At 59.9% G+C, this 15,172-nt stretch carries 14 protein-coding genes and 3 pseudogenes; 5 read left to right on the forward strand and 12 right to left on the reverse strand.

Annotated features, from left to right (window positions below; genetic code table 11):
• Both OEZ60_RS07305 and OEZ60_RS07310 read left to right on the forward strand, forming a co-directional pair.
• A pseudogene (locus tag OEZ60_RS07305) lies at window positions 1-128 on the forward strand (transposase); the annotation flags it as partial.
• Window positions 129-183: 55 nt separating this feature from the next.
• Window positions 184-888 (forward strand): IS6 family transposase, encoded by a 705-nt coding sequence (locus OEZ60_RS07310; RefSeq protein WP_263334643.1) that lies wholly within the window; start codon window positions 184-186, stop codon window positions 886-888.
• A gap of 474 nt (window positions 889-1,362) precedes the next feature.
• Here OEZ60_RS07310 and OEZ60_RS07315 read toward each other — a convergent pair whose 3' ends face one another.
• The 9 genes and pseudogenes from OEZ60_RS07315 to OEZ60_RS22265 all read right to left on the reverse strand — a co-directional run.
• Window positions 1,363-1,698: a DUF982 domain-containing protein gene (locus OEZ60_RS07315; protein ID WP_263334645.1), complete on the reverse strand. Its 336-nt coding sequence runs from the start codon at window positions 1,696-1,698 to the stop codon at window positions 1,363-1,365.
• A gap of 30 nt (window positions 1,699-1,728) precedes the next feature.
• Complete coding sequence (locus tag OEZ60_RS07320) at window positions 1,729-1,935, reverse strand: cold-shock protein (protein WP_263334647.1); 207 nt, start codon at window positions 1,933-1,935, stop codon at window positions 1,729-1,731.
• A gap of 1,124 nt (window positions 1,936-3,059) precedes the next feature.
• Window positions 3,060-3,563, reverse strand: a complete 504-nt coding sequence (locus tag OEZ60_RS07325; protein ID WP_263334649.1) for a hypothetical protein — start codon at window positions 3,561-3,563, stop codon at window positions 3,060-3,062.
• A 1,343-nt stretch (window positions 3,564-4,906) separates the two neighbouring features.
• The gene (locus tag OEZ60_RS07330; protein ID WP_263334651.1) at window positions 4,907-6,379 is read right to left on the reverse strand and encodes a TniQ family protein; all 1,473 of its coding nucleotides are present in this window, start codon (window positions 6,377-6,379) and stop codon (window positions 4,907-4,909) included.
• Window positions 6,379-7,353 (reverse strand): TniB family NTP-binding protein, encoded by a 975-nt coding sequence (locus tag OEZ60_RS07335; RefSeq protein WP_263334653.1) that lies wholly within the window; start codon window positions 7,351-7,353, stop codon window positions 6,379-6,381. The genes OEZ60_RS07330 and OEZ60_RS07335 overlap by 1 nt, the downstream gene beginning before the upstream one ends.
• Before the next feature lie 2 nt (window positions 7,354-7,355).
• Window positions 7,356-9,551, reverse strand: a complete 2,196-nt coding sequence (locus tag OEZ60_RS07340) for a hypothetical protein (protein WP_263334654.1) — start codon at window positions 9,549-9,551, stop codon at window positions 7,356-7,358.
• On the reverse strand, window positions 9,551-10,231 hold the full coding sequence (locus OEZ60_RS07345; protein WP_263334656.1) for a PDDEXK family nuclease: 681 nt from the start codon (window positions 10,229-10,231) through the stop codon (window positions 9,551-9,553). Before OEZ60_RS07345 ends, OEZ60_RS07340 begins: the two co-directional genes overlap by 1 nt.
• A gap of 598 nt (window positions 10,232-10,829) precedes the next feature.
• Window positions 10,830-11,111 (reverse strand): hypothetical protein, encoded by a 282-nt coding sequence (locus tag OEZ60_RS07350; RefSeq protein ID WP_263334658.1) that lies wholly within the window; start codon window positions 11,109-11,111, stop codon window positions 10,830-10,832.
• Between the two features lie 51 nt (window positions 11,112-11,162).
• Window positions 11,163-11,714, reverse strand: a pseudogene (locus OEZ60_RS22265) (transposase); the annotation flags it as partial.
• 204 nt (window positions 11,715-11,918) lie between these two features.
• On the opposite strand from OEZ60_RS22265, the gene OEZ60_RS07355 reads away from it, so the two are divergent.
• The 3 genes from OEZ60_RS07355 (at window position 11,919) to OEZ60_RS07365 (ending at window position 13,462) form a co-directional block, all read left to right on the forward strand.
• The gene (locus OEZ60_RS07355; RefSeq protein ID WP_263334659.1) at window positions 11,919-12,419 is read left to right on the forward strand and encodes a hypothetical protein; all 501 of its coding nucleotides are present in this window, start codon (window positions 11,919-11,921) and stop codon (window positions 12,417-12,419) included.
• Window positions 12,420-12,607: 188 nt separating this feature from the next.
• Window positions 12,608-13,060, forward strand: a complete 453-nt coding sequence (locus tag OEZ60_RS07360; protein WP_263334661.1) for a hypothetical protein — start codon at window positions 12,608-12,610, stop codon at window positions 13,058-13,060.
• Between the two features lie 12 nt (window positions 13,061-13,072).
• Window positions 13,073-13,462 carry a hypothetical protein gene (locus OEZ60_RS07365; RefSeq protein WP_263334662.1) on the forward strand — a complete coding sequence of 130 codons (390 nt, stop codon included), beginning with the start codon at window positions 13,073-13,075 and terminating at the stop codon, window positions 13,460-13,462.
• On the opposite strand, the pseudogene OEZ60_RS07370 reads toward OEZ60_RS07365, so the two are convergent.
• The 3 genes and pseudogenes from OEZ60_RS07370 to OEZ60_RS07380 all read right to left on the reverse strand — a co-directional run.
• A pseudogene (locus OEZ60_RS07370) lies at window positions 13,422-13,633 on the reverse strand (IS5/IS1182 family transposase); the annotation flags it as partial. The gene OEZ60_RS07365 and the pseudogene OEZ60_RS07370 sit on opposite strands and share 41 nt — an antisense overlap.
• A 54-nt stretch (window positions 13,634-13,687) precedes the next feature.
• On the reverse strand, window positions 13,688-13,969 hold the full coding sequence (locus OEZ60_RS07375) for a hypothetical protein (protein WP_263334664.1): 282 nt from the start codon (window positions 13,967-13,969) through the stop codon (window positions 13,688-13,690).
• 16 nt (window positions 13,970-13,985) lie between these two features.
• Window positions 13,986-15,038: an AAA family ATPase gene (locus OEZ60_RS07380; RefSeq protein ID WP_263334666.1), complete on the reverse strand. Its 1,053-nt coding sequence runs from the start codon at window positions 15,036-15,038 to the stop codon at window positions 13,986-13,988.
• Window positions 15,039-15,172 lie beyond the last annotated feature (134 nt).

Here is a 15,172-nt window from a genome sequence, read left to right on the forward strand (position 1 = left end):
CGGTGCCCGGCATCGGGCCCCTGATCGCCACCGCCATCGCGGTGTTGGCCCCGCCAGCAGAGACATTCCGCCGCGGTCGTGACTTCGCCGCCTGGCTCGGCCTCGTGCCGCGACAACACTCGACGGGGCGTTGTCAGAAGAACTTGGGTTGAGGCGGGGCAGGCGGGCGGCTAGCCTCCGACCATGGCCCAGCGATCCCCTTTCCGCCACTTCAAGACGTCGCCGGAGATCATCCGGCTGGCCGTGATGATGTACATTCGTTTCCCTCTGTCACTTCGCAATGTCGAGGAACTGCTGCACGAGCGGGGCATCGACATCTGCCACGAGACGGTCCGGTATTGGTGGCATCGGTTCGGCCCGATGTTCGCGGCAGAGATCCGCAAACGGCGCGTCGAGGGCATGCGCTCGAGCCGATGGCGCTGGCATCTCGACGAGGTGTTCGTGAGGATCAACGGTGAACTTCACTACCTGTGGCGAGCGGTCGATCATGAAGGTGAGGTGCTCGAGAGCTTCGTGACCAAGAAGCGTGACAAGAACGCCGCCCTGAAATTCTTGCGGAAATCACTGAAGCGGCACGGTAGAGCCGACGAACTCGTGACTGACCGTCTGCGCTCTTATGGCGCCGCGCTCGGTGTACTCGGCATTGTCGATCGCCAGCAAACCCGCCGGTGGATGAACAACCGAGCGGAGAACTCGCACCAGCCATTTCGAAGGCGGGAGCGGGCGATGCTCCGCTTCCGGCAGATGCGAACGCTCCAGAAATTCGCCTCCGTCCACGCCTCGGTCTACAACCTCTTCAACACGGAACGCAGCCTCCACGCACGAGCCAGTTTCAAACGAAATCGTGCCGCCGCTCTTGCCGAGTGGCGTGGTCTCTGCGCGGGATAAGGGAAAGTTATCCTGTCCTTGTGGAGACTGGTTCGCATTCGTCTGCCAGCACCGCCATATCATCCAAATATCACTATTAAACTCAATAGCTTGGCTATGGGTGGATATGCGCAATCCCCCATTCTGACCGCCATTCCGATTCCGCATGGCCTTGGACGCGGCGATAGAATGTTGCGGTTTATGGCCGCGAAGTGTCCGCACCGGTCCAACGCCAACAGGCCACAAAAATTGCCCCCCTAATTGATCGGGAGCAATCACCCCACCGTTGATTGTTGGGGACATGTCTGCAAACCGTGTCCGTCCTCTTTGCGTATAGTTCCGACATTCTCCGAAGGGGCCGAAACCATATGCTCGGGCGTCGCCATCTCTCGGTCGCACTCGCGATTTGGGGTTGCTGACGGGTGTAGTGACGCGAGCACAGGAATTTGCCGAAAGCGAGGAAGACAGGCTTAGGCGATCGACAAAGAACGCGGCTTAAGCGACCAGTGTCTCGGGCACGAACCCAGCGGTCTTGGCTGCCAAGATGAAGGCCCGTCGGGCAGACCCAACTGTTGCGAGACGGTGCATGGCGGCATCTAGCTGGTCGAGCGCGCGATGCCGGGCATCATCAGAAATCGGCCACTTGTTTTGAAGCCAATACGATGCTTGCTCGATTGTGCTGAACTTTTGGGCGTCACCTTCGGCGGTGACAACGAAAGTAAGGGGCTTACCCCAGTTTATTTCTATCAAGATTTTCTTCTTCCATAAGGAAAACGCCCCCCGGCGGAGATACCGATTCAAATAGAAGATGCGAGAACGGCTCAAAGCCATTCCCGCATCCGAGGTTAATTCGGCAGAGTCTTAAGCGAGCGCGAGATTTGTCGCCGACTGCCGGCCGTCGCGCCCGGCCTCGATATCAAACGTGACTGCCTGGCCGTCATCCAGCCTCTGGATACCCGCGCGTTCGAGCGCAGAGCTATGGACAAACACGTCCCTGTCGCCAGATTCAGGCGCGATGAAACCGAAACCTTTGCCTTGATTGAACCATTTCACGGTGCCGTTGGCCATCGTGATATTCCTTGTATAGTGCCGCTCACACAGCGCAGCGGCCCGGCAAAGCTGAAGATCGAAAGCTGAGCCAAGTAGGAACAGGTCCGAAAACAAGAGATGCGTAATCTATATAGGTCGGAAGCCGGTAATTTGCGAGTAAATTGTCTCTGAGATCGTCAGTTATCGCGTTAGCCCTTGATCGCGTTGAGAACTATTTGTGGATTTAATTTAACGCCAACGCTCAACTCACATCGGGCTTGGCTGGTGGCGCGGAACGTGTGTCGGATTTTTCTGGTTTGGTGGCAGTCGACAGCTTTCTCCAGCTGGCCTTTCGGACGTGGTAAGGAGTGCCTTTCTGGCTGAGGAATTCGGCGAGGTTTAGCGGCGGTTTGGGGACCGAGTAACCCATGTTCTGTTTCCTCCTTGGATCTACATCTTGCCCAGCAAAACGGCGAGGCTGACCTCGCCGTTTTACCTCCCGGCTACTCTTTGATGACCGGTGCCGACGACCGGCAACGATGTATCGCCGTTTTCGGCCAATTCACACGGGAACCCGCGCCGATCTGCCGGCAACGGTATCAACTGACACGAGGGTTTACTCTTGAATGGGCTTTGCCGGAGAAACGCTGGGCGCGTCCAACGTTCCATTTCCTAGACGGACGAAGAACTCGGGCCACGCGTATCCGCCGCGCGGAATCTTGCCAGCAACTCGATCCCTCGGTGCAGGACGCCGCGTACGGGTCTCGCGGGCCAAGTCGGTTGTCGGGAATCGATGTGAAACGTCTATGTCAGTCGCCCCTGCGGCAACAGTCGCATTCTTGGCCCTCATGTGCGGAAGTTCCTAATCCGGCGAAGAGATACCCCGCCGTTGCAATCAAGATGGGAGTGGAACGTCCAGAATGCCAGTCCCGCGGAGAAACTTTCCTTCAGGCACCTGATACAATGCGTAACTTTCCGTCCCATGAGGCTGTGTTGCGCAACAACGCCCATCGGGTGCGACGGAACGTCACCTTCGATGGACCGCGCTTCAGCAATTGCATTCCTCGCAAATGTCAACAGTTGCCGGTCTCGGCGTCGATGATGGGTGTCCCTCGTCAGCGCAGCCGCAGCATCGACTGCGCTGGCGGTCGATCGATTGAGCTCTACCAAAGCGCGGTGATCATGCCTGTAATCTCGATATGCACCGGCATGCCCGCACGCGCAAAGCTCTCGTCGACGGCCTCGAGGTAGCTCAGCGCCGACGTCGCCCGCGGCGGCGACATGTTTGCGCGCAGGAAGCTCGCATCAACCTGCGCGTTGTAGTGTTTCGCCGCCACGACGTCCTGACCCGGCCTGGACATCCACCCAGCGACCGGCATGCCAGCACGTTCAAAGCTTGCGGCGATCAGGTCAGCATAGTATTGCGCCCCCCCGGCCGGCGCCGGATCATCCGCCACCATTCCGGCCCGAGCGAAGCTTGCGATGACAAGATCGCGATAGACGGCGCTGTCGCTTGCAGCGCGGTCCGGCACAATTCCGGCACGCGCGAAGCTCGCGGAAACGTTCTCGAAATATCGCGACGCGCCATCAACCGCTGAAGAACCGCCTTCGGCGAGGGCGGTCGAGGCTAGTCCGATTACACAGGCGGAAAAAAGGATGGTCTTCATTGCTTTCTCCATCGAATGCCTTGGAACCATGTGCCGGTTCCTGATCGTGTAAGGCTGCACCCGCCCCCTTTCTGCTTGATTTCAAAATCGGACCAATTCTGTTGCAATTGTTTCAGGAATCGACGCTTCGCAGCCAAGATTATGCCGGCGGGTCGCACAAGCCGCGTCGGATGGGACCGGAGGGTGCTGAGAATGCAGCGCCGTTTTCTGGTTGGGGATCCAGGCGTATCGGTTTGATTGGGCGTGGCTGAGATGCCCGAAGGCATCGCGATCGTATCGCCGCGGGAAAACGGAATCGGATTACTGCCACGCAAGAAAATGATATGAGTATCGTCAAGGTTTGTTGGAGCCAGTGTCCCGCGGCTGGCATCTCGCAGATCGTTGTGGATAGGAAGTCAACGATGTTGTCGCGGCGGTACGCAGACGCCGAAAACAGCAAGCCCCGACCCGCGGCGAGTGCGTATCCCAGCCTGATCCTGTCAGGACTTCTGGAAATCCTAATTGCTTCGCTGGCTAGCCTGCTGCTGACAGGAGTGGCGGGGGCGCAAGAGCGTCTGCGTGTCATAACCGGGGGTATATCCGCCTTTCCTTGAGTACTCCCCTGCAGGAGAACCACAGGGATTTGACATCGACATCGCCGACGCGCTCTGCGCGGTGCTGCCAACCGCCCGCGCAAACCGTCTGCGTTCAGCCCTGGCAAGTTTTCCCGGTTTTTTTGGCAGAGATGACCGCCCGTTTGGCAGATTTATGCCCGCATCCACAAATCGCGATCGCCTTTGACAGGCGCCCACCGTTTGTTTGGCCGCACGGAGAACAAATTGTGCGGGCCTCTAACTTGCGGACTTACAGCGCGGAAATCACGGGCCGCCCTTCGGTGTGAGCTCGGCGCTCAGGTGGATAGAATGAGGTCTGCAAACGCTAGCGGGGCTCGCCCGTCATCGAGGGGGAGTTCCGCGTCCGCAAGCAGAGGTTTGTTCCACGCTCCTCTTGTCGTCCGCCGGCTTCAAGGCCCGGGGAGGCGCAAGCCGGACCGCTGGACCTACGGATTCGCTAGATATTGATGCTGCGCTTCAAAGCGCGCCACATATTGATCAGTCAAGCGGCTTCGCCGGATCTCGACTGCGATTTCGCAGTAACTTGAGTGCGATTCACAAATTGTAAATCTGGGCAAAGTTGACTCGGAAGAGCTCGAAAAGACAAGTAATAACAATGCCTTATTTTTGGCTGGCTTGGAGCGGGAGCAAAGATCCCGCGAAAATCGGGGCAAGATCCCGCGAATCCCAAGAAAAGACAACAAAAAAGCCCGCATCAGCGGGCTGGTTTTCGGGTGATTTCGCGCCGGATCAAGTCGACATTTTCATCCTGATGATGGAGTTCAGGTCGACGTAGATTGACCCAATCCCTGACTTCCCGGGATGCCGGCGGCACGTAATCCGCCCGGCCAATGCATCTGCGAAAACCCCTCCGAAGGGTCCGGCGCCGCGCTGGCAGGCATCGGCGATCGGCTGAAGGTTGGCACCGGATACCTCGTCGAGTTCAGGGATGGCGTTCAACCTCCGCAGAAGGTCATCGAGGTGATTCCTGGCGAAGACGACGTGCCGGACAGACCCGCGGCCAGCCCGAGGTACGAGCGGCTTCACGATGCCGGCGCGATAGAGGATTTCGACCTGCCGCTTGCTGGCCCCGAGATATTCGGGAACGTCGTGAAGCGGCACGGCAGTGTTGAAGGCTTTGACCAAGGGCACGGTCGTGGCGGCCTCGAACACCATGTTGCCGCTTTCAAGTTCGGTCGCATTCTCGGGCACCTGCCCAAGCTTCTTGAGCAGCCTCGACAGACGAGGGCGATCAATTCCGACTTCGGCGGACAGGCTGTAAATCGTGTAAAACCGCCTCTCGGTGATTTCGACACCCAACACAGTGGTGCCCGGCTCCACTGCGGAATGCTTCACGATATGATCGCGCAGGATGTCACGGATCGGTCCGGGATCGATGGCGTTACTCCGGCGATCCAGCCAATCGAACAACTTGCCATAGTAGGCCAGAGGACCGGCCTGAACGGCCGTTGCAGGGGAGGTCTGGCGGATGGTGTCCAACGCTTCTTCGATCGCCTGCCGCCCCTCCCGATAGATCGTGAAGCCGATGTCGGTCGCTTCTTCAGTCTGAGCAGGGGTAAGCTTCGTCACCGCAACCCAATGGCCATGCTCAAGGATCGCCCCAAGCATTTCCGAGGCCGCAAGAACCTGCTCGGTGGTCTGCCCATCCAGCCAGGGATCGTGGGCCCACGGCTCGCTATGGACGCGTTCCCGAATCCAGTCGAGATACTCCAGCGTCTCGCAATCGGCGGCCTTGGCCTGCGCCAGCGGTGAGTTGCCAAGCGCGATCCGCAGATTGGTCGCATCCTTCATCGGAGTTTCGGCAAGCAACAGGCCATGCTTGTGGCACCGGTTGACGTGCCGGAAGCCCCACAAAAGACGGTGACGGCGTTCTTCCTTGGTACCGTCAGCTGCAAGGCAGGCAGGGCAATAGCGGGCCGCACGCGGGGAAAGGAAAGACTTGGAGATATCCTCCCCACGGAACGATGCGCCACGCTGGAACACCCGAATGGCGTGGCGCTGCAAGTCCTCGACGGCATGCCCCGTCGCTTCCGCCAGGATTGCGACCGCGTCCGCCCGCCCCGAGACGAAGTGTTCCTTGTGAATGCCAAGATCCGCAAGAAGGCGTTCCATGCCGCGACCGGTATGCATAAGAGACAGCCGGTCCGTGTAGGACAAGAGCGTCTCTTCAGGATCAAGAAGAAGGTGGGGGCGCAGCACCATCACGCCCCCCACCCAATGGCTTCGAGCTCTTTCTTGACCGCCACCCACGCGCCGGGATGGAACGGGGTCATGCCGAAATTGGGATTGGATTTCTGGAACACCCGCTCGGAAAATTCGAGAGAAAGCACCTCACGCTTCCGGGTCACCGCGTCCCGCAAGATCTCCTTTCCCAAGGCCACGCTGCGACCCACCTGACCATGTTCAGCGAACAGGATGCGTTCCGCGACGGCGTCCTCTTCGCAAACCTGCACGCCGAGCACCTCCGCCGATTTCAGGAAGTTTTGGCCGAACCGGCGGGCCGCGGTGCTGCCCGGGCTGATCCTAGAAAGATGAAACTCCCGGAACCGGCGATAGGTCTCGCCAGAAGGTTCGGACAGGATCGCATCCCGCAAGCTGGGAACACCGGCGATGACAAGGGCCACGCCACGCTCGGACTGCATGATGTGCTTCAGCGACTGGATCGCCGCCAGGACATCGCGGCCAGGGCCGGACCGAAGGATATGGTGGCATTCGTCGATCACGACCGTATTGATCCCGACCATGCCGAAGCGATGCCGCGCAATTTCCCACGCATCCGCGGCTCGCAGTTTCGTGTCGACCTTCGCGTAGCCCGTCTGCTGGAGAATGATCTCGGCGAGCTTCTTGATCGTGGCCTCCGGCGGCACGGTAATGAACAGCGTGTTCCCAGGCTTGTCGACCTTGAATTCCGTCAGGACCGGATCCGCGCGCAGGGTGCGCATGAGGAGCGCGGTCTTGCCGTTGCCAGACCCGCCGAGGACCATGAGACCCTTGGTCTCGCCGGTGAGAGGGTCGCGGCGCGGCTGCGCGGTCATCTGCCCCTCGTCATCGACCTCATAGAGGTCGTGCAGATGGTCTGCCAAGGTGTCGTCCTGGCCGAATTTCCAATACCGGTTTTCCAGCCAGTCGAGTTTCTCGGTGATCGTGAAAGGGCGGATGGACGTCGTTTCGTTCATGTTCACTCCATTGAATCTTCTTCGAAATCATCATCTTCGCGGTCGAGATCGGTGTACTCGGTCGCATTTGCCGGATCGTGCTGTTCGGTTTCGACATCCGTGTCATCATCGAGGTCGGCCAAGAGATCGCGGTAACGTCCGGCAGCATGACGGCGCTCGGCCGTATCGGCATGCCGCATCAACCGCTCAATATCCTTGGCAAGCTCGGCACGCGTCTTGGGCAGGGGGATCAGCCCTGCCAGCCGTTTCAACCGGTAGGACTCCGAGTTGACATTGTTGATGAAGTTCCGACGCGCGATACGTTCATCTTCTTCCTGTGCCGACCGCTCATTGAGCCAGACCCGAAGATCCGTATCGGTTTTGCCAATCCACATCTCGTCGCAGGCCGTGACGCTCGTCCACGGGCCATCGTCGGCCCTGACGCTGATGGTTCCGATGTCGCCGTCCCAGCGCAGGATCTCGAAATCAGATGCGCTAGACTTGAGGAATTCTTCCATCACCGCATCGGCCTGATAGTCGAGATGGGCCACACGCAATCCGCTGCGGCTGAGTTTCCTCCGCATCCGGACGCCAAAGGCCTCCCGCATTTCATTGCTCGTCAGGTAGCGTGTCTCACAGACGCTTACGGCTTTCGCCCATGCCTGAGCAGGCGACATCCCAAGCGCGGGATGGCGCTTTGTGTGATACGCATCTACGGTCCAGCGTACGAGCCAGCCCAGAAAGGCTTCCAGTGTCAAAGTTGCGCGTTCTTCTGCATCGTTCTCGCCCCTTTCGACCACGTTACTGAACGCGCGACCGGAAAACCGGAGGAGCAGGTCGTCGTGGATCGTTCTGAAAACCCGCTCGATGAAAGGCTTGAGCCAAGGTTTTCCGGCGGGTGCGCCCAGGTTGGTGATACCGAGATACGCAAGGATATCGTATGCGTCGTCCTCGATATAATGGGCGCCACGATCCAGAACGATCGTTTCCGGCGCTCCGGCCATCGGCCAATTGAACTTCGCCCCTGCCGCATCGGCGATTGGGGACTTGTCCGTATAGATCATTTCGAGGGTGTGCCGGAGCGGACTTTCGACCGCCTGAGGCACAATCTGAAGCGCCAGCAGGCATCGCGTATGAACGTCAATGGCGGCGGAAAGCGTGACACGGCGGGCCGTACCGTCCAGTTCAAGGATGCGCTTGATGGACTCCGGCAGGTGATCGAAAAGGCTCGTACTCTCCATGAGCACGAACAGGTCGACCGTATATTCGTCCGCTTCGACGCGCTCGAGGGCCCGGGAAGTCTCGATACCCATTCCAAGGGTGTGCAGATCCTTGTAGGCCTTGTCCCAGCCATGCTTGCGGATGGCATGGTCGACGGGCGCCCGGTCCTTGATGTGTCCCAAGACGTAGTCATAGCCGACCATCTTGAGCTTGGCCGCCGGAACCGGCAGCCTTTCGCGGCGCTCATTCTCGGCGTCTATCGCCGCTTGGACGCTTTCGACGAGCGACTTGATCGTTACGCGCTCCTGATCAAAAAGCCTGTCCAGGATCTTGCAGACGAACGCTTCTGTCGCGTCGTTGTAGCGCTTGTACTTCCCGCAGTTGCGGTAACTGTCGAACAGGCCATCGTCTCCGTCGATGCGCCACTGCCAATACCATTTCCAAAAGGTGTGACCGCTCTTGAACCCCTGATGGAATTCGACAGCCTGTTCGATTTCTTTCCTGCTTTTTCTGACTTTGGCGCCGCCGCGCTTCGATTCACGAGTTGATTTTGCGGCAAGATATTCGTGATACCGCTTCGTGCCCTGAGCCACGATACTGATGACATGTGCGTCGAAATCGTCGCGGATAAGCTTGAGCTCCCCCTTGTCCAGCATCTCCTGGATCGCGAAGACATACTGCTTCTTGAACCGCATCCGCGCGATTTCCACCGAGACACGCTCGCAGCGGCGCACCTGCTTGGGGTCCAAGGGTCTGGCCAGGGGTCGCTTCAGGATCTTGAGTTTGCCGTAGTTGTTTTCCGTGACGATCGCATCGTAGGAAATGAGGCCAGCGGTGCTTTCATGGCATTCGCCGGTGTCGGGATCCGACCATTCCTCCCAGAAGGTCAGGTAACCTTCCTTGCGCAATTCCAGCACTCGGCCCTTCCGGATGCCGATCTGGAACTCGCAGTCCTTCTCCAGAAGAACCTTTACCTGCGTCTTGAAGGGGGCCGCCATTACGCGGCCACCTTGCTTTCGATCAGCGTCGTGCCCCTGATCTTTTCAGGGGTGAAAAGGCTCGCATATCCGAACCGGATCGCGCGCGCGACGCTGAAGAAACCCCGACCGCCGATGCCCGTGCCAGACAGGAACTCGTTGATGGAGATGGGCCTAGACACCTTTTTCAAGTGGGCAACCACGACCTCGTCCAACTCGGGTTCGGGATCCCGCGCGGCGTGGAAGAGCTTGGCGTTGTGAAGCTGAACCGGGTGAATGTTGCGTTCGGTGACGGTCACCACTGCATCGCAGATGTTGCCGATCGCCGCCCGCTTCACCTCGTCCATCATTGCCCGATACGCATAGGTCGCGGCAATTTTCTCGGGCTTCACAGAGACGCAAATCCGACGGCCGCCCTTCTGGGTGACCCGAAAATCGAAGAAATGGCGGCTCGGCTTCCCGTTGGGCAAGGTGAACGGCAGAGCGGCCAGCTGTTCTTCAATGTCGCGGAAATCGGGCCGGTAGATAAAGCAGAGAGCGGCATTATGTTCTCCGAGACTGCCGAGGCCCAAGCGCTGGGGCTGATCGCCCCCGTTGAAGACCAACTCGCCAACGAAGTGCCCCTTCGAGGCTTTCGGGATGGAACGTACCGCACGGCTCTTGGCCGGCGTCTTCCTGAGGTGTTTCTTCGTGTTCTTCATAGGTCGATGTTTCCGTTACGCAGGGCATGGCCCTGCCGAGATGAGTGAAAGTCCGCTGCGCAAGGCGTTGTTGCGCGGGGATGGTTTCGCGGGACGCCGACACGATGGTCTGCCGGCGTTGAGTGTCGGCATGGGTTCTTCATTCCCGGACTCAGAGTTCCGGGTTCGGATGGCGTGTTTCGGTGCAAGAGTGGCTGCGGGGACCACACGCCTTTACTGGCGCATGTCGATCATCCCCGTGCGGGCTTGATCAGTAGTACAGCGCCTGTCGCGCACTGGGTTGTTGGCCTGTTGTCTTCGTTCCTCTCCTTTCTAGCGCTCCTCTATCTTTGACCCAAACCGACGCCACGCGCAGACACGGCTGGGCCGGCCGGCGACATTGCATGCCGTCGATCTGGAGTCAATTTGTGTTCAAAAACAACATATTGAACAAAGAAAGCCGAGCTTTCTTTTTCGCATTTCCGTAACCGCAGGAACGCCTGCCAAGATCAGCGTCCTGCGAATGGAAGATTAGCAAGCCGCACCGTGGCTTGGAACACCTCCATGCCTCGCGGGCGTGGACAGGTTATCCCTTTTACTCAATGAGGTTTGTCGTAAGTTATGAAAAATGTTTGGCCAAGAACTGATCAAACCATGCCTCGTCGAAGTTCCTGATTTCCTCTTCGGAGGGCATGGGGTTTGTGGAGATGCACTGCCCGAGGAGTCCTCCGTCCTGCCCGGCGAGGCTTTCAAGGAGCAGGTGTTTCAGGCGATATGCGGTTTTGTAGGGACAGCCGAGATGTCTGCTGAGGGAGTCGGCTGTGGGCCCGGCGACGCCGCCGCTTCGTGATTGATATTTAACGATAAATTCTGCCGCGCCGAACCACTTTGGGAGCGCCATATGGCTCCTGTGCAGAACGGTACGCGACGTGACAGTGAACTGGTATTGGCATTCCCTGCAGTAGTATGTTCGGCGCTTCGACAGGTGGCCGACATTTCTTGAGTCACAATCAGGGCAGATCGCTCCGTTTGGCCACCGGACCTTGCGAAGCCGGCTTCGGCATGCGCGGTCCGTCGAAAAGTACTTTGCGGCGCCATCGCTCGGCAGCCGCAAAGAAAGCACTCGCCAGTGCCTCAGGCCAGGGTCTTTTAAAGGAACGCGCATCATCGCGATGGCGCATAGCCCGAACGGTAGCCGCAGTCCAACTCCCGGGGCGACGGTTAGCGTGATCGGTGGATTTAACCCGACCAGACCGGCCGACGATCTGCGAAAATCGCTCGATGAGGCCGGATCCGGCAGCTGGGCGTCGTACAACCTCCGATGTCGATGTGAATCGGACAACGGCTTGCGGGCCTTGAACTCGGCTTCAGGTATGAAGCGAACTGGAAGAAGCCCTAAAGGCCCTTGATCCAATCGCGCGCTTATGGACGAAGCTTTTCTCGGCTGCTTCGCACTCAAGAGCCAGCCTGCCATCGTCGCACAGAGTATGTTGATGGTTGTCATGGCTTCCCGGCAACACGAAGATTGGGGCCGGATCGACGTACCCGCGAGGGTGCGTCAGCATCTTCGGCCAGCCGACGGCCGCCGGAGCGCCGCGCGCTCGGCGGCCGAGAGTGCCCTGGGCGGCGCGAATCTCGTTCAACCCGCCGAAGATTTGCCGTATTCGCGGGCCCATATGTCGCGCCTTTCCCGGACCCGGAGCCAGCCATGCCGAAGACCCCCTGCCCCGCCGCCCCCGCGGCAATCCTCGCCCTTTCCGCGACGCTCGCCGGCCCCGCCCATGCCGACTGGCAGAACACGCGCTGGGGCATGAGCGCCGGGGAGATCGAGGGGCTGGCCGGGATCCGCCCGGCGACACCGGAACTGGGTTTCGACTCGGAATCCCAGGAAGCGCTCTACGCGATGGACTATACCGCCGCCGGCATCGCGACCCTCGCCGCTTTCCTCTTCGCGCGTGACGACCGGGCGAAAGGCCTTGCCGAGGTGCAGCTGCGGGTCGCCGACAGCGCCAATTGCGCAAAGGCGCTCGGGCGCCTGCGGGCGACCTACGGTGAGGAGGAGAGCGCCGACGAAGGCAGCCTCTCCTCCTACCATGTCTGGATGCCGAAGGAGCACGGCAACCGCATCGTCTACATGAAGCTCGGCGGGGACTACTGCAGCGTCACCTACCAGCCGATCCTGGATGGCAACACGCCCGGGAACTTCTGAGCCAGGTGATGTCGACCGGTTTCGGGGCGGGGAGTTGACTCGGTCCGCCCCTGTCGATGATGTGTTTTCAGACTTGGATGACTTTGATTACGCCAACGGCCAGCTGCGCGCGGCGCGAAGGCACCTTCCCAAGACCAGGCATACCGGAACGTGGAGATGCGGCGATGACGGTCCGACCTTTCATTACAATGCGCAAGTTCCTGAATGCATTGCGCGCCTCGGCAGCACTCGCCTTGCTTGCGGCAGTTCCCGCGAAGGCCGAAAGCTGGCTCTGCATCGATGAGGAGAACCTCGGGTTGGAGCGCGCGGACCAAGGCTGGAAAACCAGTCGCCCCGCACCCGAAAAATGGATGGTGACCCTGGAGGACGGCACTTACAGGCTGTCGAGTTTCAGCCTTGAGCAGATCAAGCGGACAGATGAAGCGGCCCGGGATATGGACCTTTCCTACATTTGTTACAGCCCCGACGGTTCCAATCTCATAATCGTCTGTGAAGGTGGTTTGGGCGGTCGCTTCGAGTTTGCGCCGGAAAAACTACGCTTCGTCTCCTTCAGCGGGCACGTGTTCTATCTCGGCGGGTTTGACGATGGCCCTGGGGCGCCTGGCCCTCATTTCAGCCTGGGAACCTGCGCCGCATTGTGAGCATATCCGGCGGTGCGCGCCTTCGGCAGCGCATTTCCAGCGGTCGATCTCGAGGCCTTCCGGGAGAGCGCCAAGTTCCGGGACTGGAGCGTGATCCCGAAGATCGGAGATGAAGACATGTTGGCCATATGCTGCAGAAATGAGCGCCTGACAGGCCGAGATCTCACCCTTCTCATTCACACCGGGAAGCTCGTCGCCGAAAGGGATGCGGCCAACTCGGAAGCCAAGGGGGTTGGCATCATGCGCGAAGCGATCATCGCACCGGTCTCAATTGAAGGAGACAGAAATGCTGTCGCGCAGAGTCTTTCCTATGAGCGCGGTGGTTTCATCAGCAGCTGTATCGTGCGCATACCCTTTGATCTCAAGCGAGGCGGAGGATCTTTGCGGTGCCGAGAGCGCTGAAGCGGTTGATGAGGGCGATGCGGATGCGGACTTCGACGCCTTTGCGGCCGGGGGGCGTGCGATGATGCGCTCGCCGCCGATCTTGAGGCAGCGGATCTTCGCCTCGATGCGGCTTTAAGCATGATATGCGGTCCAGAATTTCCGGAACGCCCTGCCGTGGTGCTTGGGGGCTGAAACGATACCCGTTGGATTTGTCCGAGCACTTGACGTACCCCTCTCGAAGCTTCATCGCTTGATGAAAGACACCCCAACCTTGATACGAGACCCGTATTTGGATCGCCCGAGGCTTGAGTTTCCGGTCTTCGTCGGGGCAGCCGGCCGGTGTTGCTGTCGGGATTGAATATCAAGGCACGCCAGCATGTTAGCTGAGCGCGCCTTGTATTTGCAATCGTGATCGCGCGCGACGACCGGCGCGTCGAGGAATGCGAACTCCCGCTCATCTAGGGACGCAAACGGATCCCACCCCGCTTCCAGCCAGCGGCCCAGGTGCAGATCGGCGGCGACCAAGACGCACTACCCACGCTCATTGCAGGATGTCTCCGTCGTCGATACTTCGCAGGATCTCGACGACCTGGCCGATCTGGCGCAGGCTCAGGCGGTTCGGTCCCGAGGCCGAACCTGCAACGAAAGCCCTGGCCTCGGCCTTGAGGCCATCGTTGTCACCAATATCCTGCGCGATGCGGTCGAAGAACTGAATCGCCATGTCGGATGTGATCTCTGGCATATGGAATACTCGGCAGCGGTCGCGGAGCGGGGCAGGAATTCGATCCGGATCGTTTGCCGTCAGCACCCAGATCACACGCGACATGTCGAACGTCACACGCGCGAAGGGGCACTCGAACCGCGGTGCGGTTCCGGGATCGAGGAACTGCAGGAGCGCCGTCGTCAGGCTGGAGGGGCTGCCCGACGTGCTGTAGACTGTTCCCGCCTTGTCGATCTCGTCGACCAACATGACGGGGTTGGCGACATGCGCCGACAGCACGCACTCCACTGGCAAGCCTGGTTGGGCGGTTCCCCACCCCTTCTCCGTCCCGGCCACGCGGAACGCCGCGGTCCCGGAGCCGACGTCGATCAGCCGCAGCGGAAGACCCGCGGCCCCGGCGACGCTGCGCGCCCACCAGGACTTGCCGACGCCCGGTGGCCCCGCGAGGATGATTGGCGGCAGGTGAAGGCCGACGCCGCCCGACCGAACGAAGCCGCGCATGTGACGCATGAGAAACGTGGTGAGCGCAAACATCCACGGGCTCTCGGCGTGCAGCCGCGCAGCCAGGATGTCCACCTCGTCGAGAGAGGTGGGACCGACCAACTTGCCGCCGGAGCGGGCAAGCGCAATCAACTCGTTACGCAGGTCTTCCTTGACCCTTGTAAGGCCCGCTTCACGCAACCGGCGGGCATGACATCGTTTTGCCAGGCTGCTCGTCGTCTCGAGCATGTTGTAGCTGAGCGTCGCGTTCGGTCTGAGATGGCGCTTCATCCTGAGCGCAAAGGCGCGAAACCCATCCAGGGTTTCCTTCTGGTCGGGAACGATCAGGTCGCGCGACAGCACCTGCAACCTGCGATCGTCATGGCTGCCCATCGTCTGGCCCTCCCATCTCTGGAGGAGCGCTGCTCGCCACTATGGCGGACGGTGCGGTGTACGAAATGCGGACGTTGGTCATGGTGAGACTCCTTGCGGATTGGGCAATCAGCGGTAGAGCACCGCTGTCGCGA

Source organism: Albidovulum salinarum, from assembly GCF_025673475.1.
Classification (GTDB): Bacteria; Pseudomonadota; Alphaproteobacteria; order Rhodobacterales; family Rhodobacteraceae; genus Albidovulum; species Albidovulum salinarum.